Annotated in this window: 26 protein-coding genes; 1 reads left to right on the top strand and 25 read right to left on the bottom strand. The window is 72.1% G+C overall.

Annotated features, from left to right (window positions below):
• Positions 1–254: 254 nt before the first annotated feature.
• The 12 genes from FB454_RS29860 to FB454_RS29810 all read right to left on the bottom strand — a co-directional run bounded on the left by FB454_RS29860 (position 255) and on the right by FB454_RS29810 (position 9,870).
• On the bottom strand, positions 255–629 hold the full coding sequence (locus FB454_RS29860) for a hypothetical protein (RefSeq protein WP_145823946.1): 375 nt from the start codon (positions 627–629) through the stop codon (positions 255–257).
• Between the two features lie 27 nt (positions 630–656).
• The gene (locus FB454_RS29855; RefSeq protein WP_145823945.1) at positions 657–1,094 is read right to left on the bottom strand and encodes a DUF4326 domain-containing protein; all 438 of its coding nucleotides are present in this window, start codon (positions 1,092–1,094) and stop codon (positions 657–659) included.
• Positions 1,087–1,371, bottom strand: coding sequence for a hypothetical protein (locus FB454_RS29850; protein WP_145823944.1), 285 nt, complete (start codon positions 1,369–1,371; stop codon positions 1,087–1,089). Before FB454_RS29850 ends, FB454_RS29855 begins: the two co-directional genes overlap by 8 nt.
• A complete protein-coding gene (locus tag FB454_RS29845; protein ID WP_186461686.1) occupies positions 1,368–2,702 on the bottom strand; it encodes a DUF5131 family protein in 1,335 nt (444 codons plus the stop codon). The genes FB454_RS29850 and FB454_RS29845 overlap by 4 nt, the downstream gene beginning before the upstream one ends.
• On the bottom strand, positions 2,692–2,964 hold the full coding sequence (locus tag FB454_RS35100; protein WP_186461685.1) for a hypothetical protein: 273 nt from the start codon (positions 2,962–2,964) through the stop codon (positions 2,692–2,694). The genes FB454_RS29845 and FB454_RS35100 overlap by 11 nt, the downstream gene beginning before the upstream one ends.
• A gap of 207 nt (positions 2,965–3,171) precedes the next feature.
• Complete coding sequence (locus FB454_RS35095) at positions 3,172–3,708, bottom strand: hypothetical protein (RefSeq protein ID WP_186461684.1); 537 nt, start codon at positions 3,706–3,708, stop codon at positions 3,172–3,174.
• Positions 3,709–4,118: 410 nt separating this feature from the next.
• Positions 4,119–5,069 (bottom strand): peptidoglycan-binding domain-containing protein, encoded by a 951-nt coding sequence (locus FB454_RS29835; protein WP_145823942.1) that lies wholly within the window; start codon positions 5,067–5,069, stop codon positions 4,119–4,121.
• Positions 5,069–5,236, bottom strand: a complete 168-nt coding sequence (locus FB454_RS35090) for a hypothetical protein (protein WP_186461683.1) — start codon at positions 5,234–5,236, stop codon at positions 5,069–5,071. The genes FB454_RS29835 and FB454_RS35090 overlap by 1 nt, the downstream gene beginning before the upstream one ends.
• Before the next feature lie 46 nt (positions 5,237–5,282).
• On the bottom strand, positions 5,283–6,056 hold the full coding sequence (locus FB454_RS29830) for a hypothetical protein (RefSeq protein WP_145823941.1): 774 nt from the start codon (positions 6,054–6,056) through the stop codon (positions 5,283–5,285).
• On the bottom strand, positions 6,053–8,056 hold the full coding sequence (locus FB454_RS29825; RefSeq protein ID WP_186461682.1) for a hypothetical protein: 2,004 nt from the start codon (positions 8,054–8,056) through the stop codon (positions 6,053–6,055). Before FB454_RS29825 ends, FB454_RS29830 begins: the two co-directional genes overlap by 4 nt.
• A 212-nt stretch (positions 8,057–8,268) precedes the next feature.
• Positions 8,269–9,378 (bottom strand): tyrosine-type recombinase/integrase, encoded by a 1,110-nt coding sequence (locus tag FB454_RS29815; RefSeq protein WP_225319481.1) that lies wholly within the window; start codon positions 9,376–9,378, stop codon positions 8,269–8,271.
• Between the two features lie 141 nt (positions 9,379–9,519).
• Complete coding sequence (locus FB454_RS29810; RefSeq protein ID WP_145823938.1) at positions 9,520–9,870, bottom strand: hypothetical protein; 351 nt, start codon at positions 9,868–9,870, stop codon at positions 9,520–9,522.
• A gap of 72 nt (positions 9,871–9,942) precedes the next feature.
• On the opposite strand from FB454_RS29810, the gene FB454_RS29805 reads away from it, so the two are divergent.
• Complete coding sequence (locus tag FB454_RS29805) at positions 9,943–10,497, top strand: hypothetical protein (protein WP_145823937.1); 555 nt, start codon at positions 9,943–9,945, stop codon at positions 10,495–10,497.
• 10 nt (positions 10,498–10,507) lie between these two features.
• Here FB454_RS29805 and FB454_RS29800 read toward each other — a convergent pair whose 3' ends face one another.
• The 13 genes from FB454_RS29800 to FB454_RS29745 form a co-directional block, all read right to left on the bottom strand.
• Positions 10,508–10,891, bottom strand: a complete 384-nt coding sequence (locus tag FB454_RS29800; RefSeq protein WP_145823936.1) for a hypothetical protein — start codon at positions 10,889–10,891, stop codon at positions 10,508–10,510.
• Complete coding sequence (locus FB454_RS29795) at positions 10,888–11,073, bottom strand: hypothetical protein (protein WP_145823935.1); 186 nt, start codon at positions 11,071–11,073, stop codon at positions 10,888–10,890. Before FB454_RS29795 ends, FB454_RS29800 begins: the two co-directional genes overlap by 4 nt.
• Positions 11,074–11,166: 93 nt before the next feature.
• Entirely contained in the window at positions 11,167–11,529 is a 363-nt protein-coding gene (locus FB454_RS29790; protein ID WP_145823934.1) for a hypothetical protein, read from the bottom strand.
• Positions 11,526–12,041 carry a hypothetical protein gene (locus FB454_RS29785; RefSeq protein WP_145823933.1) on the bottom strand — a complete coding sequence of 172 codons (516 nt, stop codon included), beginning with the start codon at positions 12,039–12,041 and terminating at the stop codon, positions 11,526–11,528. Before FB454_RS29785 ends, FB454_RS29790 begins: the two co-directional genes overlap by 4 nt.
• A gap of 89 nt (positions 12,042–12,130) precedes the next feature.
• Positions 12,131–12,757 carry a hypothetical protein gene (locus FB454_RS29780; protein ID WP_145823932.1) on the bottom strand — a complete coding sequence of 209 codons (627 nt, stop codon included), beginning with the start codon at positions 12,755–12,757 and terminating at the stop codon, positions 12,131–12,133.
• A 45-nt stretch (positions 12,758–12,802) separates the two neighbouring features.
• Positions 12,803–12,943 carry a hypothetical protein gene (locus FB454_RS35085; protein ID WP_186461681.1) on the bottom strand — a complete coding sequence of 47 codons (141 nt, stop codon included), beginning with the start codon at positions 12,941–12,943 and terminating at the stop codon, positions 12,803–12,805.
• 58 nt (positions 12,944–13,001) lie between these two features.
• Positions 13,002–14,012 (bottom strand): phosphoadenosine phosphosulfate reductase domain-containing protein, encoded by a 1,011-nt coding sequence (locus FB454_RS29775; RefSeq protein ID WP_145823931.1) that lies wholly within the window; start codon positions 14,010–14,012, stop codon positions 13,002–13,004.
• An 83-nt stretch (positions 14,013–14,095) separates the two neighbouring features.
• The gene (locus FB454_RS29770) at positions 14,096–14,467 is read right to left on the bottom strand and encodes a hypothetical protein (protein WP_145823930.1); all 372 of its coding nucleotides are present in this window, start codon (positions 14,465–14,467) and stop codon (positions 14,096–14,098) included.
• Positions 14,468–14,540: 73 nt separating this feature from the next.
• Positions 14,541–14,819, bottom strand: coding sequence for a hypothetical protein (locus tag FB454_RS29765; protein WP_145755507.1), 279 nt, complete (start codon positions 14,817–14,819; stop codon positions 14,541–14,543).
• Positions 14,820–14,885: 66 nt separating this feature from the next.
• Positions 14,886–15,227, bottom strand: coding sequence for a hypothetical protein (locus tag FB454_RS29760; RefSeq protein WP_145755506.1), 342 nt, complete (start codon positions 15,225–15,227; stop codon positions 14,886–14,888).
• A 118-nt stretch (positions 15,228–15,345) separates the two neighbouring features.
• Positions 15,346–15,807 carry a hypothetical protein gene (locus FB454_RS29755; protein WP_145755505.1) on the bottom strand — a complete coding sequence of 154 codons (462 nt, stop codon included), beginning with the start codon at positions 15,805–15,807 and terminating at the stop codon, positions 15,346–15,348.
• Between the two features lie 47 nt (positions 15,808–15,854).
• Positions 15,855–16,067 (bottom strand): hypothetical protein, encoded by a 213-nt coding sequence (locus FB454_RS29750; protein ID WP_145755504.1) that lies wholly within the window; start codon positions 16,065–16,067, stop codon positions 15,855–15,857.
• A 53-nt stretch (positions 16,068–16,120) separates the two neighbouring features.
• A complete protein-coding gene (locus FB454_RS29745) occupies positions 16,121–16,312 on the bottom strand; it encodes a hypothetical protein (protein WP_145755503.1) in 192 nt (63 codons plus the stop codon).
• Between the last annotated feature and the right edge of the window lie 1,014 nt (positions 16,313–17,326).

Genomic DNA, 17,326 nt, shown 5'->3' with positions numbered 1-17,326 from the left:
TGGTGATGATGTCCACCGCCGTCACGATGGCCCTGATCAGCGTCAGCATCCAATCCGCGCCGGGACGCTGACGCCTGCCTGGTCGCCGCCGCCGGCTACTTCTATTTGACTTGGCCATGAGTGCCTCCTTGGTGAGTGGGCACGCTTCTCGCGCCTCTTACTCACGTATCGGCACTCACGAAGCCGGAATACAGCATGGGTGACGCATGATCTGCGTCACCCATGCCGGGAACGGGCCGGGCCCGCCGGAGCGGTCAGAACAGCGCGCCCACCGGGACGGCCACCGGCTCGGCCGTGGTGGTCGACGGGTAGAGGAACGACCGCATGTCGGCCAGCAGCTCGGCCTCCCACCGCTCGTCGGCCTCCCGGTCCGCCTCCGGGGTGAGCGCGTCCATGACCCGCTGAAGGATCGCCTCCAGGTAGAGGCCACGGGCGGCGCAGTCGTCGGCGGCCACGAACCGGAGCATGTCGGTGATGGTGGCGCGGGCCTCGTCGGCGCTGTGGTTGAGGCGGGCGCGGACCGGGGCGAGCACCTCGCGGGCCTCGCGGCCCCAGCCCTGCATGACGGAGCTGGCGAGGCCGTCGTTGAGGATCTCGGCGGCCCGGGCGAACATCGTGTCGGTGATCATGGGGTCTCCCTCAGTTGAGCGGGTCGCTCACCCGCTTACACCCCAAAGTGTAGCACAGATTAGATACTGCGGCACTGGTGGGCCGCCCCTGACGCAGACGGGCTCGGGCGTGCGGGGCCGGTTCGCCCGCTCCATGAGGACCCGGCGGTGGCACACGTCCCGCTCCCCCGGCTCGGGCAGCGGGCAGTAGCAGGCCAGGTCCCGGCCGACCAGCTGGTGCAGGTGTGCGAGCAGGACCACCCGGGTCCGCTCCTGCGGCGGCTTCGGCACGCCGAGCCCGCAGTCCAGCCACGCGGCGAACATCTCCACCGCCGCCTCTCGGGCGGTCTCGGGAACGGCGATGCCGCACGCCACGACGTCCGCGGCGGTGAACGGGTTCCCGAACCGGCTGGGCCGGGTCACGATCACCGCGCCGTCCGGCTTCCGCCAGCCCTTGCGGCGGAACCGCTGGATCGGCTCAGGCATCGCTGCTCCCCTCGGGTCGCCGGCAGCCGTCGCAGCGGGAGCCGGGCAGGGCGTTGATGGGCCGGTAGCAGCCGGCGCAGGCCACCAGCTCGTAACCGGCCGGTCGGGACGCGGCCGGCGCGGCCGGCGCCGGGAGGTCCGGGGCGGGTCGGCCTTCCCGGGCGGCGGCGAGGGCCTCCCGGACGAGGGCGCCGCCCCGGGTGGCCCTCTGGCGGGCTTCGTCGGGGGTGCGCGGCTCGCGGATGGCCAGTTCCCGCTCCCACGGTCGGTGCCTCACCGGACGGCCGCCAGCAGCGACGGGTACTCCTCGATGACCTCGCCGTCCAGCTCGTTGCGGTGGCGCGGACCGCGCTGGAAGGTCCAGGACTCCCGGGTGTCGCCGCAGAACCTCAGCGTCCAGGCGGGGTCGTTCAGGACCAGCTGGGTCGGCGCGGGATGCCAGTCGCCCCACTGCTTGAAGAAGAACTTCGTGCCGGCGCTGTTCCGGCACTGGTCGCGAAGCGAGCGCGCCCAGTCGGGGTGCATCGGCCGACAGCCGGGGCCGGTTTCGCCGCCGACGACGACCCAGTGCAGGCCGAGCTGGTCGCGGACGTGCCGCTCGGTGAAGGAGGTGTAGCCCATGCTGCCGTCGGGCAGCGCGAGGCGACCGATGTTGTTCCAGGCGTGGATGTACCGGCCGGTGTGCCGGTCGGCGGGAGAGCCGGCCGGGCGCATGCTCGGGTGGGTCGTCCACTCCTGTCCGAAGGCGGGCGCACCGTTGTCGTGGGCGTTCTGCAGCCAGCGGCGCGGGCTCCTGCCGATGCTCTCCGACCAGAACGACTCGATCTGCTGGCGGGCGTCGGCCGGCACCCAGTCCGGCCAGGTCCACTCGTGCCAGGTGGCCGGGGCATCGGCCGAGTCGGCCGGGGTGCGGGGTGCCATCCAGGCGGTCAGGTCGACCGGGCCAAGGAGCGGTTCGGCGGAGATCCAGCGGACGGCCGCCGGGGTGTCCAGCAGCGCCGGGATGCGCAGGTTGGCGGTGGCCTGGTCCTCGACGCTGACCCCGATCCACACGTTCGGCAGCGGCGGCATCGGCTCGCCATCTGGCCGGTCCGTGATCAGCTTGATCGCGGCATCGATCCGCTCGGCCGGCACCCGCCTGTCTTCGGCCGGCGGCTCGGCGAAGGTCCGGACCCAGTCCCACACCAGCCGGGCGAACTCGGCCGACCGCAGGACCGACCGCATCCGGCCGTGCCGCTTGGTGAGCAGCTGGTAATGGTGCTGCGGGGTCAGCGCCATGACGGCGAACGCCTCGGCGATCACGCCGATCGGCACGTCAGCGTGGAACAGGTCGCTCATGGAGTTGACGAAGATCCGGCGCGGCTTCCGCCACGTCAGCGGCTTGTGGAGCCGGTCCTCGACCACCCGGACCTGCCCGGTCCAGTCGAGCCGGCCGGTCTCGTTCCGCTCGACCAGCCCGGCGTACGCGGCGGCGATCTTCGGGTTCGGGTTGCTCTTGCGGATGTTCGCCGTGGTGATGGCGTAGCAGCCGTCGCAGCCCTTGGTGACGCGCTCGCAGCCGAGGAGGAAGTTCCACGTCTCGTCGGTCCAGCCGATGTTACTGCTCACGCGATGCTCCTTGGGGGAAGGTGATGTGGAAGCCGTGCCCGAGCGGGCACGGGCGGACGGTGGGTGCCGCGCCGGTCGCGGCGGCGATCGACGCGGCGACCTGGACGGCGATGGACTCGCTGCCGAACCGGGCGACGCCGCGGCAGGGGCCGCAGCGGCGGGGCCGCTGGTGGCGGCGGGCGGTCCGGAGGCGGGGGCGGCAGCAGCCGGACAGGCCAGCACGGCAGCGGCGGCACCGGCCGACGAGGACGGTGTGAGCCACGGGTTTCTCCGATCGGTCAGGTGGCGCACGGGCAGAGGACAACGCGGGCGGGTTTGCCGCCTTCGGTGGTTCCGGTCCACACACGCCAGCCGGCGGCCCGGGCGGACTCCTCGCTGGAGCGCCGCCGGGCGCCGCATTGCTGGCAGGTCAGTCGCCGTCGTGGGGCGGCGGGCGGTGGACGGAACAGGGCTGGGGTGTGCACACCCCTCAGCCGGGCTGCTGCTGGTGGCGCTTGCCGTAGAGCCGGGCGTGCATGTCTTCGGTCCACCGGTGCGGGGGCAGCCAGTTGTAGAGCGGGGTGAGGTCACCTCCGGCGACGCGGGCGGCGTCGTCCAGGGCGAGGGCCTGAAGGTTGAGGTTGTCGGCGATGACCGGGTGGTCGCCCTTGATGCCCCGGGCCAGTTCGCGGCGGCCGTCGGCGGCGGCGCGGAACGTCTCGGCGAGGACGGCGGTACCGGTGACCTCGGTGAGCAGCTGCATGCCGGCGTCGAGGGTCTCGCGCGCGGTGGCGGCCTCGGGGCTGGTCGGGTCGAGCCACACGATGGCGGTGGGCTGGGTGCCGCCGTGGGAGTGGATGTGCTCGGCGTCGGCGACGGTCCGCCACACGACGGTGGACGGCCGGTCGGACAGCCACTGCACGAGGGCGCGGCCTCCGGGGAGGGTGGCGCCGTAGGCGACGGTCCCGGTGCCGGACATGCCGGTCGGGTCGGCGTCGCGGCGCAGCGCGAACAGGCGGTCGATCATGACGCTCCGATCAGGTCTGGGAGACGACGACGCAGGGCGGTCATCGCGGCCGAGGCTTTCCCACCAGCCCGCCAGCACCGCAGTCCCTGCCACTGCCGACGGGGGCTCCACCAGCGGCGGCGATGACCGCCCTGCGCGTGACAGCGGGCCCGCTGGTACGGGCGCGCTGTTGGAGGTCCAGGTCCGCCGCTCGGGCGGTGGTGGTGTGGCTCACCGGGGCCTCCTCGCGGTGCCGGGTCGCTCACCCGATACCGATGTATGCGATTCTATGCGACACCCCAAGGTGTGGCAAGCCTTCGGGCCGGGTGCCTTGACGGTGACCCCGTCCGGCCGCCCGCCGGGACGCAGCGGGCAGCCGGTGGGCGGGCAGTGCGCACAGACCTCCGCCTTGCCCGCCCCGACGTGTTCCATCAGCCGTTGACCAGCCGCGCCCAGGTCTTCGACCCGACCACACCGTCCACGGTGAGGCTCTTGGCCTTCTGGAACGCGCGCACCGCGGCGGTGGTCTTCGACCCGAAGTCCCGGTCGACGGCGACGTTCCAGCCGGCCGCGACGAGCAGCGCCTGCGCCAGCGCGACCGCGAACCCGCTGTCGCCCTGCCGGACGGTCGCCTGACCGGCGAGGGCCTTCGCCCACGTCTGGTCACCGACGATCCCGTCGACCGTGATCCGCTTGCGGGCCTGGAAGGACCGGACCGCCGCGTAGGTACGCGCCCCGAAGTCGCCGTCCACCTTCAACTGGTAGCCGTGCGCGACCAGGGCGCCCTGAAGCCGGCCGACCGCCGCGCCCTTCGAGCCCTTGCGCAGCGTCGGACGGCCGGAGGTCGACGGCTTCGGCGCGGGCGGCTTCGGCTTCGCCGGCGCGGGCGGCTTACCGGTGCGGTACCGCTCGTAGTCGGCGAGGATCGTGCTGTCGGCGTACTCGCTGCCCGGATCGAACGACAGGTGCAGGTGCACGTCGCCGCTGTAGGACGGCTTCCAACCGGTCTTCTGGTTGTAGTGCCGGTTGTTGATGTTCCAATACTTGACGTGCGGGTACGCGCCGGCCTTCAGCCGTCCGAGGAACCACGTCTCGAACTTCTGCGGCTCGGGCACCCGGCCGTCGATGGCGTACACCCAGCCCGACTTCGGGTAGACGGTCTTCCCGCCGATCACCGTGCTGTGGGAGCTGCGGGAGGTGTGGTCACCGGTGTTCTTCTTGTTCCAGTGCGCCGCGTTGCCCACCACGCCGAGGCACACGTACCCGTCGTCGGCCGACGCGGTGTAGAACTGCCACTCGTCCACGACCGGGCCGATCGGCCGCCAGCTGCGGGTCGTCTTGTAGTACGTGTCGTAGACCGTCCCGCCGGTCAGCGCGCCCATCAGGCGTCGCCTCCGTCGGCCGGCTCGTCGCCCTCGCCCTCGTCGCTGTCGTCGGCCGGGCACTCCGGCATCAGCTCGGCGGCGGCGTCGAGCGCCTCGTCGGTCTTCTCCCAGGGCTCGATGTCCGGCGCCTGGGCGGTGTCTTCGGTGATCGGGTCGGCGTCCATGCCCGGCACCATCACCCCGGCTGGCGGTTAACGTCCCGGCCCTAGATCAGCCGGTGGTGGACACCGATCCGACCTCCACGAGCAGGCCGATCATGGAGGACAGCGTGGCGGGGCTGGTGCTCGCGGTGTCACCGCCGTAGACGGTGCCGGCGGTCGCGTCACGGTGGCCGAGGGCCATCCGCAGGTTCGCGCTGCTGGTGTTGCGGCTGGTGCCGTGGTCGACGGGCTTCGTCCAGCCAGCGGCGAGGTTCAGCGCGGTGGGCGGGGTGCCGGAGCCGATCCGGGAGTGCACGTTCGCGAGGATCACCGACCCGGCGAGCGCGGCGGTCAGGGCAGGCAGGGCCAGGGAGCCGGCGTTCGCCGCGGTCGAGTTGGCGACCTGGCGGATACGGTCCGCTCCGCGCAGCACGATCAGCTCCCATCCGGCAGTGATCGCTCCGGACGGGGTGAGCGGCGGCGGGGTGTCACCGGCCTGCAAAACACGCGACCACAGGTAGAGGCGGGAGTTGCTGCCCTGGTCGAGTGGGGACACCGCCGGGTGTGGTGTCCAGTCCGGGAAGGGCGCGGACAGGGTGAGCGCGGTCGCGGACCCGTGCCCGAACAGCAGCGCGAAGTCCCCAGCCGCCCACCCGTCGGGGAACGCCAGGTCGAACGGGGTGTTGCGGGTGCCGCCGCCGGTGTTCCCGGAGGTGGGTGTGCCGACGACCGTGACCTGCGTGGCCGGCGGCCCGAACGGCACCGACGCGCCGGCGGCGTTGCGGTACCGGCCGCTGGTTGCTGCCACGACCAGGCCGCCTGGGGTGCGGTAGCGGAGACTCATGACGGCTGGATCCAGATGTCGCCGGGGTTGACGGTCGGGTCGCTGCTGCCGCCGATGTAGATGACCGCGCCGGTGACGGCCTGGTACTCGGTGCCGTTCCACAGCCGTACGGTGGGCCGGCTGCCGAGGCCGGGCACGGTCGGCGCGGCGGCGGTACCGGCGAGGTCCCCGGCGAGCTGCACGATGCCGCGCGTGCCGGTGGTGGCGTCGGGGAGCCGGGCCACGGCGAGGGTGCCGGAGCCGATGTCGGAGGCGGGGTGGGAGTGCGATGCGGCCGCCGCGCCCGCTTCGGCCGGGCTGTGTGTGTGGCTGGCGGGCGCGGCCCCGGCCTCGGCCGGGCTGTGCGTGTGGCTCGCTGCCGCCGCGCCGACCTGCGCGGCGGTGTGGCTGTGCGCGGCGGCTGCCGCACCGACCTCAGCCGCGGTGTGCCCGTGGCCTGCGGCGGCGGCCCCGACCTGCGCGGCCGTGTGAGTGTGTCCGGCCGTCGCGGCCCCGATCTCAGCCGGCGTGTGCGTGTGGTCGGTCGCTGCGGCGCCGACGTCAGCGGCTGCGAGAACGACCACGCCGGTGCGGCCGTTCACGGACAGCACCGCGTCCGCCGGGGTGGGCAGCTGCTTCCAGCTGGCCAGCGCCGACGGCGGGTCGGCGGCGAGGATCAGCGCGCCCGGCAGGTCGGTGCGGATCGCGACGTCGCCGCGCTGTGCGGCCAGGGCCAGCATCTCCGCCTCGCTGGCGACGGTGAACACGTCGGTGATCGCGAGGGCGGGCAACTGGCTGGTGGGCAGCACTCCGCCGACGAGCGGGCCGGCAGGGCCGCCTTCGACTCCGACGGTGGAGGTGGGCACGTAGCCGGGGTGGGAGTGGACGTCTTCGGCCTTCGTGGCGAGGGCCTCGGCGACTTCGGTCTCGGTGGGGTACCGGTCGTCGTGGTCGTGGACGGCAGGCGCGGCGCCGACGTCCGCCGCGGTGATCGCGGGTAGCTGGCTGGCGGTGAGCTGGCCGGACCCGTCGAGGGTGGCCACCCCACCGGCGGTGCCCTTCTCCACGACCGGCACGTACGGGTGCGCGTGGGTGGGGGCCTTCCCTGCGAGGGCGGCGTCTACCTCCACCTCGGTGTAGTAGCGGTCGTCGTGCTGGTGCACGGACGGGGCCGCGCCGACGTCGGCGGCGGTGAGCGCGGGCAGCTGCGCGGCCAGCAACCGTCCGGACCCGTCGAGCGGTGCGACACCGCCTGCCACGCCGACCGCGCTGGTCGGCACGTACGGGTGGGCGTGGTCGGCCGGGGCTCGGCTGGCGAGCGCCACGTCCACCTCGGACTCGGTGTAGTAGCGGTCGTCGTGGCTGTGCACGGCCGGGGCGGCTCCGACCTGCCCGGCGGTGATGGGCGGGAGCTGCGCGGCCGGGAGCCGACCGGACCCGTCGAGGGACGCGACCCCGCCGGCCTGGCCGCGCGCCGACTTCGCCAGGTACCGGTCGGACAGGTCGACGGCGCCGGTGAGGCCGTCCACGGAGTCGACGGCCCCGCCGCCGCCCGGTCCCCCACCACCGGCGGGGAGGTGCTTGGCGGGGACCAGGCCGTCCGGGCCGAGCGGGGCGACGCCGTCGGGCTGGCCGACCTGCGCGGCGAGGACGTACGAAACCGTGCCGCGGGACGGTGTGGCCGGGGCGAGGTCGGCCAGGTTGACGGTGGCCGGGCCGGGCGGCAGGTGGATGTCGTAGGTGCGCGGCTGCGCGCCGGTGATCCGCTCGACTACCCACCAGGTCACTCCGGCAGGGCTGACGGCCGGGCTGGCGACGGACGGCAGCTCCACCTGGAGTTGCCCGTCGACCAGCTCGGCGTCCACCTTCTTGGGGATGAGCACGAGGTCGTCGGCGGGCACCTGCACGGTGTCGCGGAGGCGGAAGGTGACGGTGCCGGCCGCGGGCGTGCCGCCCTGGTCGTCGGCCAGCTTGTAGGTGGCGTTGACGGTGACGGGGGCGAGGTTCGGCGGGTACGACACGAGGGGCATGGTGGCCGCTCGGCCGGGTTAGCGTCCCTGCTCACCGCCCGCTGGCGGGTCGGCAGTCGACGTCGAGGGCCGGTGGAGGGCACCTATTCGACTTCTGCGCTATTCGTCGATCTTGGCATTCTCGGTGGCATGCAGCCGGCACTACTAGGTATCGCCGGCCATGAGCTGCCGAAGGTGCCACCGGTAACCCATCTTCTTGATCACTACGCCTCCCACATCCGTCCGAGCCGGTCCTGCAAGGCGCGTTGCAGCAGCTGATTGCGGTACTCGTTGGACACACCGGTGTAGATCGCCGTGGTGCTGGCGAACTTGTGCCCCACCTGGTCCTGCACGAACTTGACCGGGTAGTCGAACTCGACCAGATGGGTGACGTAGGAGTGACGCAGGCAGTGCGGGTCGAGCGCCGGGTCCAACCCGGCCGCCTTCTTCGCGGCGACGAACGCCTCGTTGACCAACCGCGTGGACACCCGCCCCCGACGCTCGGTCACCCACAGCGCCGGATGTTTCCCCGGTCCCAGAGCCGGGCGGACCTCATGCAACCAGTGCTTCACCACCGGCACCATCCAGTCCATCTCTGGCACCAGCAGCACGGTGCGGCGCCGCGGTGGACCGCCCCGCGATGCCTTGCCGTAGCGCACCATGACCATCCCGCACCGGCCGAACTGCGGCGCTTTCGGATTCGATCGCACGTCAACGAGATCAAGCATCGCCACCTCGCGTCGGCGCAGCCCGAAGGCGTACGTCAGCTTCAGCATCGCCGCGTCCCTCAGCGCGGACAACGCGCCCTTCACCCCTCGCGCTCTGATCTGCTCCGCCCGTCCGTCGGCGGCGTCGAACAATGCCTGCAACTCGTCGTAGGTCAGCGGTCGCCGGCTCGGGTCGCCCTCGTAGTCCTCGACATGGATCACCGAGTTGTCCTGGTGAAAAACCTGCTGTGGTGCCATGCCGAACCGGTCGACGCACAACGAGGCCCAGCCGTACCGTGCATCAAGCAGGTACTCACAGAACATCCGCAGGTCAACCTCGTACGCGCGAGCCGTCGACAGTGCCAATGGCCTGTCGCCGCCGCGTAGATGAGCGATGAACGCTTCTCCCTCGGCCGGCGTCCACTGCCACGGATACAGCCCCGAGAACTCCGCCAGCCGCCGCGTCAACCGCAACCGCTGCGTCACCGTCGCCTCAGCCAAGAAGCGACTGCGTTGCTGTGTCGCCCACCCCCGCAGCATCTCCTCGAACACCACGGGCGCCGGGTCCAGATGCACGACGTTGGGCGCCAGCACGAGGCTCGCCGAGCCAGGGTCATCACGCCGCACTCCGACGTTGTATCAGGTGCATCATTCTTGCAGCTACCTGACGCGCCCTGAACACGCCGAGAAACACCTCGACGTCATGCGCGCAGAGAGCCCCGTTCACCTGGGATTCTTCTCAGACCGCCGACCGCACCAATGTTGCATCTAATGCAATTCCGCGCACTTGGGCGGGTCGTGGGAGACGTCGCCGCAGCCGGGCCACCGGCAGGCCAGGATGAGGTGTCCGCCGCACGGGCAGGTCGTCCAGCCGCGGGCGGCGCGGGTAGCGGATCCGCCGTCGTAGGGGTGGCCGTTCGGGCAGGCGGCGGGCGGGTCACCGGCCAGTTCGCGGACGGTGCGGTGCTGGTGCCGGGTGATGTCGGGGTTTGCGCGCGCCCAGGCCACCAGCTGGCGTAGCTCGGCGACGGTGTCGACGCGGCGGGCGGAGAGTCGGTCGCCGGGCAGGCCGGGCCGCCATCGGACCTCGATCTCCCAGCGTCGTACCCACTCGGACACGCCCTGACCTTATCGAACAGGCGTTCGATTAAGCCTAGTTGACGGGTGTACGCGGAGCACTACGCTCAGCGAGTGAGTCTCGATGACGCGATCAACGCGATCCACCGCCAGAACGAGTACCAAGAACGCGAGGCGGCGAAGAAGCGGCAGCAGCTGCGCGAGGAAGACGAACAGGTCCGCCAGCTGTGCCTGGAGGCGGTCGAACGGCTGGCCGGGCTCGGCAACGAGGAGTTCGTGCGCGTCGAGCCGAAGCGCAGGATGCTCTGGCCGCCGTACCGCGACCCGCAGGGCAACCGGTACGCCGTGGTCTCCCGCCGCCGCTGCTGGATGATCGTGGACATCAGCGGAATCCGCGAGTCGGACCGGGAGGCCCGCGGCCCGATCCGGAAGTCGCCGGTCCTGCTGCTCAGCGACGGCACGCTGGGCCGGTTCTGGCCGGAGCCGCTCGGTCTGCGGGCGACGTCCTGGGATGAGGAGCGAGCGGTCGAGTACGTGTCGTCCGTCGACCTGGACCCGGCCGGGCGGGACAACTTCACGATCGGCAGCTACAACTCGAACTTCGTGATGCTGGTCAAGGACCGGCTCGCTCATGCCGTTGTCGCCTACCAGCGGCGGGCACGCGGGTGATCGTCAGCGTCTAGAACGCGATGATCGGACCGCCGCCGGCGAGCCCGGCGTACAGGCCGGGCTGGCCGGTGAGCACGTAGCCCTCGTTGTCGACGGCGGCGAGGAGCGCGGCTGCGGCGTCGAGGCGACCTACCGTGTCGTAGACGACCGCCAGGGCCCGCCAGCTGGACGGGTCGACGGTGAGCACCACGGCGGCGGGGTGGTTGACGAGCAGGTCGAGCCGGTCACCGTCGGCGGCGGCGCGGGATGCTTCGGCCAGGCACATCACCGGCACCCCGAAGCAGCAGTCCTCGTCGGCCAGCTCGGCGATCACCTCGCCGACGTGGATCGACTCGCGGCAGAACGCGAGGATCGCGGAGGCGTCGAGGATGATCCGGATCGGGCGGTCGTTCACGCGGCGCGGGCGGGGAGGCCGATCTGGGCGCGCAGTTCGTCACGCAGCTCGGTGGTCCACCGCTGGTCGGCCGCGCGGAGCCGCTCCCGGGCGCGGGCCTTGCCCTCCGGGGTGACGACGATGCCGGCGGCGGCGAGGACGTCCTCGCTGCGGGTGCCGGTCTCGGGGCTCTGGTTGGCCATGTCCGCAGGATACCCCCGTACGGGCGGGTAGTCACCCACGACGCGGAGCGGCCCCGCACCCGGGCAGGTTGCGGGGCCGCTGGTAGCGGTGGGTCAGGTGGTGCAGAACGCGATCACCCAGTCGGGCAGCGGCTCGGGTTCCGGGGTGAGGTGCTTGGCCGCGTGGACGCCGGTGAGGGCCTGGCCGAGCGCCCGGTCCAGGTCGGGCCAGGACACCCAGTCGGAGTCGATGTCGCCGAGGACCCGGCCGGCGGCGACGGCCAGGCGGACCTGTCGGGCGGCCTCGGTCAGGTGCTGGGCGGCCTCGACGCGGGCCTCGTGGACCCGGACCGCGTGGTCGAGCTCGGCGGTGTGGGCCGGGCAGAGCGGGCTGCCGTCGGCGTTCGGCTGGCCGCAGGGCCCGGCCGCGTCCGGGTTCGGGGCGGGGCAGGTCCGGACGGTGGCGGGGGCGGTCATGCGGGCTGCCCGGCGTCGATCCGGGCGGCGATGGCGCCGCCGTGCTCGCGGATCAGCTCGTCCAGGTCGGCGACGATCGCCGGCCAGATGTGCTGCTCCCACAGGGCCACGTACGTGATGGTCGGTTCGAGGGGCATGCCCGCCTGGGCCAGCGCGGAGCCTTCGGCGTCGGTGAGCTGCCGGAAGAACTCCCGGTACGGCTCCGGCGTGGTGGTGATGGCCTTGGCCCAGAGGCCGGTGTCGGCCGGAGCGGCGGTGAGCCGGCGGGCGAGGTCGCGCATCTGGGTCGCGGCGCGTGTGTAGGCGGTGGCGGTGCCGTCGTGGTGGGCGGCGCCGCTGGCCGAGCCGGCGTCGCGGTGACGCTTCGCGGTCTTGCCCTCGTGCAGGGCGTACAGCTCGAACTGCTCGGCGATCGCCGTGCACACCGTGGCCGCGAGGGCTGCGGGGTGCAGCGGGGCGTCCACGGCGGCGCGGATCCGCGCGCCGAGGTCGGTCGTGGGCTGCTGCTGCATGGATGGGTCTCCACTTCCGGGCCGGTCGCTCACCGGCCCACGGGTTGCAGGGTAGGCCACCGCGTCCAGCGCGGCGACCGGCCCGGCCGTCACCGCGTTGCGGCGGCCGGGGCGTAGCGGGCGCGGTACTCGCGCGGGTCGTACACGTCGTAGCCGAGGTCGACACCGCCGAACTCGTGCCGCCACCACAGCCCGTCAGCGAGGCGGGTAGCGCCGGTGCAGGTGACCGGCCGGGCGGGCCGGTAGTCGGCGAGCGCGGCGGCGACCAGCGACGTGTCCCGGTCGACGGTGACGCGGCGGGGCAGGTAGATGACGACGCCTTTGCCGTGCAGGAGGCCGGTGGGGCTGGTGGCGGCCTTCATGCCGAGACCGGCGGCCCACACGATCGGGAACACGGCGGCCAGGGCGGCGCGTACGTCGGCGAGGGTCGCGGCGGGCGCGTAGAGCTTGTGCCCGGACCACGAGTCGGGCATGAGCAGCTGCTTCCACGCCGGGGTGGGCACGCGGCCGTCGTCGGCGATGCGGTGCCAGCGGGCGATCGCGTCGACCGCGTTGGTCGCGACGACGGCGCGTTCGAGGGCGGTGAGGTCGGCGGGGTCACCGAAGCGGGCAGGGCCGGCGATGTCGTCGGGCAGCTCGGTGCCCTGGATCTCCCACCAGTCGGGGGCGGCCGGCGCGGGGTGGATGGCTGGCGGGGCGACGGTCGTGGTGGTCACGGGGGTCTCCATCCTGCGGGTCGCTCGCCCGCTGGCCGGGGTGGATCAGATCAGGTGGAGCACGTTAAGGACGACGGACGGTGTGGCGGCGATGAACGCCTTCACCCGGTCCGGGCCGATCGCGGCCATCAGGACAGCGGCGGCGCCGAACGTGGCGGCGAGGGTGGCGTAGAAGCTGCGCGGCATGGGGGTCCTCCGGTCTCTGGCGGGTCGCTCACCCGCACACCCCAAAGTGTAGCGCAGGTTAGGCGCTCCGCATAGCAAGCTCGGCGTCCAACTCGTCCACCAGCTGCTGCGCGGAAAGGTCAACCCGCAGTCTGTGGCCGATCCGGCCCTCCAGCGCGGCCACTTCGCGGGCCTTCGCCGGCCACAGCCGTGTGGCCTTGCGGAGGTCGCACGGCGAGGCGAGCACGCAGAACGCGCAGGACGCCCGGGTAAGGCCGTGGTCGTACACCGGGTGGTACGGCACCCCGGACGCCTTGATCCGGTCCCACACCTGCTCGTCGGTCCAGGAGTGGATCGGCAGCCACCGCCACACGTGCCGGGTCGTCAGCGACGTGGCTCCGTGGTCCAACTCGAACGGCTTCAGCTTCTGCCGGCCGCAGGACTCGGCGCCGCGCATGCCCATGACGTTGAGGACCCTGACCGGCCGGCCGAGCGACTTTGGGCCTCCCAGCTCGTCCACCAGCTTGGTGATGAGTGCACGCACGGGCGCTCGCTTCTGGTCGGACGTGCAGTACCTGGCGGCCGAGGAGGGGAACATGCCGCGCTCCTCGATCTGCTCCAGCAGGCCCTGCCGCTTGCCGTCCTTGGTGCGGCGGCTGACGACGATGAACCGGACGCCGTACGCCGCAGCGTGCCGGCCAGCCAGGTCGGCGGTCCCCTTCCAGTCCTTGGCCAGGGGGATGGTCTCGTCCCACTCGCTGTCGCGGAGGTCTGCGTGCACGGCCACCACGCGGTCGAGGATGCCGAGTCGGCGCGCCTCCGTGGCCACCACGTCGAGGATGGCCTGGGAGTCCTTCCCGCCGCTGATGTTGACGATGATCCAGTCGAACCAGGCGAGGTCGTCCGCGAGTTGTGGGGGCAGCGGCAGCGCTTCGAGCGCGACGCGTCGCAGGATCGCCCGGATGTGCGCCTTGGTGAGGTGCGGGGCGTAGCTGGCCCAGTCGTCGTTCGTCAGGGCTGGCGGGATGTCCGCCAGGCGCTTGGTGGTGCAGCAGGGCCGGTCGCAGCCGTCAACGGTGGCGCGGGCCATTGGGTCTCCGATCGTCGTGCGGATCGCTCATCCGCAGGGGTATGACGATGGCCGGGCCGCGCAGGGCGGCCCGGCCGGGGTGGTCAGGGGCAGTCGCAGTCGCCGACGGGCAGGTCCCGGCAGGTCGGGCAGAGAGGCTCGACGGTGTACGCGCCGGGCCGGTTGGTGGCGTCGGCGTTGTCGGCGGCGGCCAGCTCGGCGAGGGTCGGGTCGTCGTGGGTCTCGACCAGGCGGTCGCCGTCGAACACGCCGTACTGCTGGGTGGGCTCGGCGAGGCTGATGGGCCTGCGGATCAGGGTGAGGGCGGTGCGGCGGGCCTCGCGGGTGAGGATGTCCCGGGCCAGGGTGCGCAGCTGCCGCTCGGCGATGATGCGACGCGCGGCGGCTTCGTCGGCCTCGGCGACCGGGCGGGGGGCGGGCCGGTCGGCGGCGGGCTGGATGCGGGTCTGCTGCACGGGGTCTCCCTCGTTCGGGAGCGGGTCGCTCACCCGCTCACACCCCAAAGTGTAGCACAGTTTAGAGGTTGGGTCAGTGCCAGCCGATCAGGTGATTCCACTGGCCGCCGTACCACAGCGCGGCGTCGCGCTGCTCCGGCGTGATGGTCTTCTGGTTGGACTCGGGCGCCAGGGTGAACCGCTTGTCGACCTTCGCGGCGTGACGGATCGCGGCGTGGATCTCCTCGATGGTGAGGTCGAGGGCCTCGGCGACGGTCCGGATGTTCATCCAGGAGCCGGCGCCGTACTGGTGGGCATGCAGGTCGTATGCGCGGCGGATCTGGCTGATCGCCCACTCGGCGGTGCGCTCCATGATGGCCTCCGTTCGTTCCGGCGGGTCGCCCACCCACCTACACCCCGGAGTGTAGCAAACATTAACTCACGGGGGGAAGCCCCCGACGCGATGCCCGCGCACGTACTCGGCAGCCTGGGCGGCGGTCGCGTCGCCGACCGCGTTGCCCTGGCCGACGAGGGCACCACCCGGCCGGAAACCCGGCCGGGGCTCCCCCGACGGCGCGTCGGCCGTCCACCACGCCCGCAGCCGGCGCCCGGAGCGGGTCGCGGCGGACAGCTCCACCACCTCACGGTGGACGTCGCCGCACCGCAGCGGCCCGGTCGTGGTGATCCGGCAGTCCCAGCCGGCGTCGTGCACGGCGTCGACCAGCAGGTGGTAGGAGCGGGGCAGCCTCGGCGCGATCTCAGGCTTGTCGAGTACGCCCATCACTGCCTCCTCGCCGTCCGTTGCGACACGGTTACCGAATGGAGAAAGGGTGAAGGATAAGACAGGTTTCCGTCTGCCGCACTGCGCGGGCCGGGGCACTCACAACCCCGGCCCCGCGTCAGCTGCTCTGCCAGTAGGACGGCAGAGCACCCTCGGGCTGCGGGAACTCGCGTACGCGCCGCTGCGCCTCCAGCATCACCGCCACCGCGTCGGTGTACTGGCGCATCTGCTTCAGCTGCTTCGGGTCGCGCAGCGCGGCCACGGCGGCCTCGGCGGTGGGGAACTGGGCCTCCAGCCAGCCGCCGGTGTCGCTGACGCTCCAGGCGCTGCCGTCCTCGCGGGCGCGGCTGACGACGCCGTACGCCTGGCTGCTCCACTCGCTGCGCCCGGGGATCTCGATGACGGCGAACCGCAGCTGCTGAACCCCGTCGCCGTCGGTGCGGTAGTCGCAGGCGGCCGCGGTGTCGCCGATGGTGCTCAGGGTGTAGCCGGAGCTGGCGGCGATGTCCCGGAGGGTGGTCGAGATCAGCTGGCGGTCGGGCGTGACGGCGGGCTTCTTGCGCTGGACGGTCTTCGGCAACGGGGTCTCCTGTGGGCCGTGGGCGGGTCGCTCTCCCGCCCGGGTGGTCAGGCTGTGGTGGCGGCGTGCGCGCCGGCGTCGATCGCGGCGGTGCTGATGCCGCGCTCGACGGCACCGAACAGCACGTCGGCCTGGCCGAGGTGCGCGGCGAGGGTGGCCGGGTCGGTGGTGGCGGCGTCCTGGTCGCTCCAGGTGGTGCCGGGGATCCGGGCGACGAGGACGATGGTCACGGTGTCGGAGCGGTCAGGCAGGGCCTCCACGGGTGCCTCCGGTGGGTGGGAGGGCCGACGCTGGGTCGGCCCTCCGGGGGTGGTCAGAACGGGATGTCGTCGGTGGTGTTCTTGCTGGCGAGGATGCCGAAGGGGTCGGCCATCGCGGCCTGGTAGCCGACGCTGGTCCGGGCCAGCTTCTCCCGCACCTGCTGTGCGCTCTCGGGGGTTGCGAGGGGCTCGGGGGTGCGTACGGTGAAGGTGTAGGTCCGGACGATGCGGGCGGCCTCGTTCATCGGGGGTCTCCTGTTCTGCGCGGGTCGCTCACCCGCACACCCCGAAGCGTAGCATAGTTTCGCCAGGTCTGCGCGACAGTCCCGTTCACGGGATGTAAGTGCATAACGAGCGAGGTGGCGAGAGGGCACGCGCATAAGTCCCGGTTTTCGCGATCTGTCGAAACGGGGCCATCCGTCGCACAGGCCATCATCGACCGTCGCTTGGTTGCACCCCCACGCATGACGCGCCTTCACTGCTCCTAGCTGGGAACATCCGCCATCCCCAACGCCCGCCGGGAGCAACCGCTCCCGATTGGACAGCCTGGGGGCCGGAGTACCCACGAGGTGCGGGGAGGCGATACCGTCTCTCCTCGCACCTCCTCCGGCTGCGCCTGCCGGAATCCGACGCACGCGCGGAAGGAGGTGATGATGGTGGACGCGAGTCAGGACGGTCATGCCCCCGACCGGAAGACAGCCCGGTTGTACGCCTGGGCGGCTCTTCTCGGTGCGGTGGCCACACTGGTGAGCGCCCTGGCTGGATGCTTCCCCACCTGACGGGCTAGCCCGTCAGGTGGGGTGCACCGGCCGGACCGGCCGCATAAGCGTTCGGGTCGTGATGGCGGCCGGTCCCCCTCAGCTGGACCGCGAGAAGCTGCCCAGGGTGACGTGGCGACTCTAGTAGGAACGCCTCTGCTTGGGTACACGCATTCCGTCACACCGCAATTCGGACTGGCCCCGCGCCACTGGCCATTCATCTGATCGGTCAACGAATCTCCCTGCTCAGACGACCCGCCATGAGCACATGACGCCATGAGCGCATGACGTCATGTCGACGCTCTCAGATGGCGAACGGCCCTCTATCGCGAGTTAGCAGATGCCGATAGGCTGCCAATCGGCATCTGTGCCGCGCAGCGATCGGAGACCCCATGACCACCGACACCATCAACACCGACCAGCTCAGCGACGCCCTCACCCGCCTCGACCGGGCCCGGAACCTCCGCGACGCCCTCGCCCCCCTCGCCCGCCTCATCACCG

This window comes from Micromonospora sp. CNZ297, from assembly GCF_007827625.1.
This window is presented reverse-complemented; position numbering and strand designations above follow the sequence as displayed.

Excerpts from the sequence above, each read along its gene's own strand:
- FB454_RS29785 (WP_145823933.1), bottom strand. The coding sequence starts at position 12,041 with ATGCAGCAGCAGCCCACGACCGACCTCGGCGCGCGGATCCGCGCCGCC.
- FB454_RS29775 (WP_145823931.1), bottom strand. The coding sequence starts at position 14,012 with ATGGCCCGCGCCACCGTTGACGGCTGCGACCGGCCCTGCTGCACCACC.
- FB454_RS29760 (WP_145755506.1), bottom strand. The coding sequence starts at position 15,227 with ATGGGCGTACTCGACAAGCCTGAGATCGCGCCGAGGCTGCCCCGCTCC.
- FB454_RS29830 (WP_145823941.1), bottom strand. The coding sequence starts at position 6,056 with ATGAGTCTCCGCTACCGCACCCCAGGCGGCCTGGTCGTGGCAGCAACC.
- FB454_RS35095 (WP_186461684.1), bottom strand. The coding sequence starts at position 3,708 with ATGATCGACCGCCTGTTCGCGCTGCGCCGCGACGCCGACCCGACCGGC.
- FB454_RS29790 (WP_145823934.1), bottom strand. The coding sequence starts at position 11,529 with ATGACCGCCCCCGCCACCGTCCGGACCTGCCCCGCCCCGAACCCGGAC.
- FB454_RS29745 (WP_145755503.1), bottom strand. The coding sequence starts at position 16,312 with ATGAACGAGGCCGCCCGCATCGTCCGGACCTACACCTTCACCGTACGC.
- FB454_RS29855 (WP_145823945.1), bottom strand. The coding sequence starts at position 1,094 with ATGCCTGAGCCGATCCAGCGGTTCCGCCGCAAGGGCTGGCGGAAGCCG.
- FB454_RS35085 (WP_186461681.1), bottom strand. The coding sequence starts at position 12,943 with ATGCCGCGCAGCTTCTACGCCACCCTCGCCGCCACGTTCGGCGCCGCC.
- FB454_RS35090 (WP_186461683.1), bottom strand. The coding sequence starts at position 5,236 with ATGGACGCCGACCCGATCACCGAAGACACCGCCCAGGCGCCGGACATC.
- FB454_RS29795 (WP_145823935.1), bottom strand. The coding sequence starts at position 11,073 with ATGGCCAACCAGAGCCCCGAGACCGGCACCCGCAGCGAGGACGTCCTC.
- FB454_RS29765 (WP_145755507.1), bottom strand. The coding sequence starts at position 14,819 with ATGGAGCGCACCGCCGAGTGGGCGATCAGCCAGATCCGCCGCGCATAC.
- FB454_RS29860 (WP_145823946.1), bottom strand. The coding sequence starts at position 629 with ATGATCACCGACACGATGTTCGCCCGGGCCGCCGAGATCCTCAACGAC.
- FB454_RS29835 (WP_145823942.1), bottom strand. The coding sequence starts at position 5,069 with ATGGGCGCGCTGACCGGCGGGACGGTCTACGACACGTACTACAAGACG.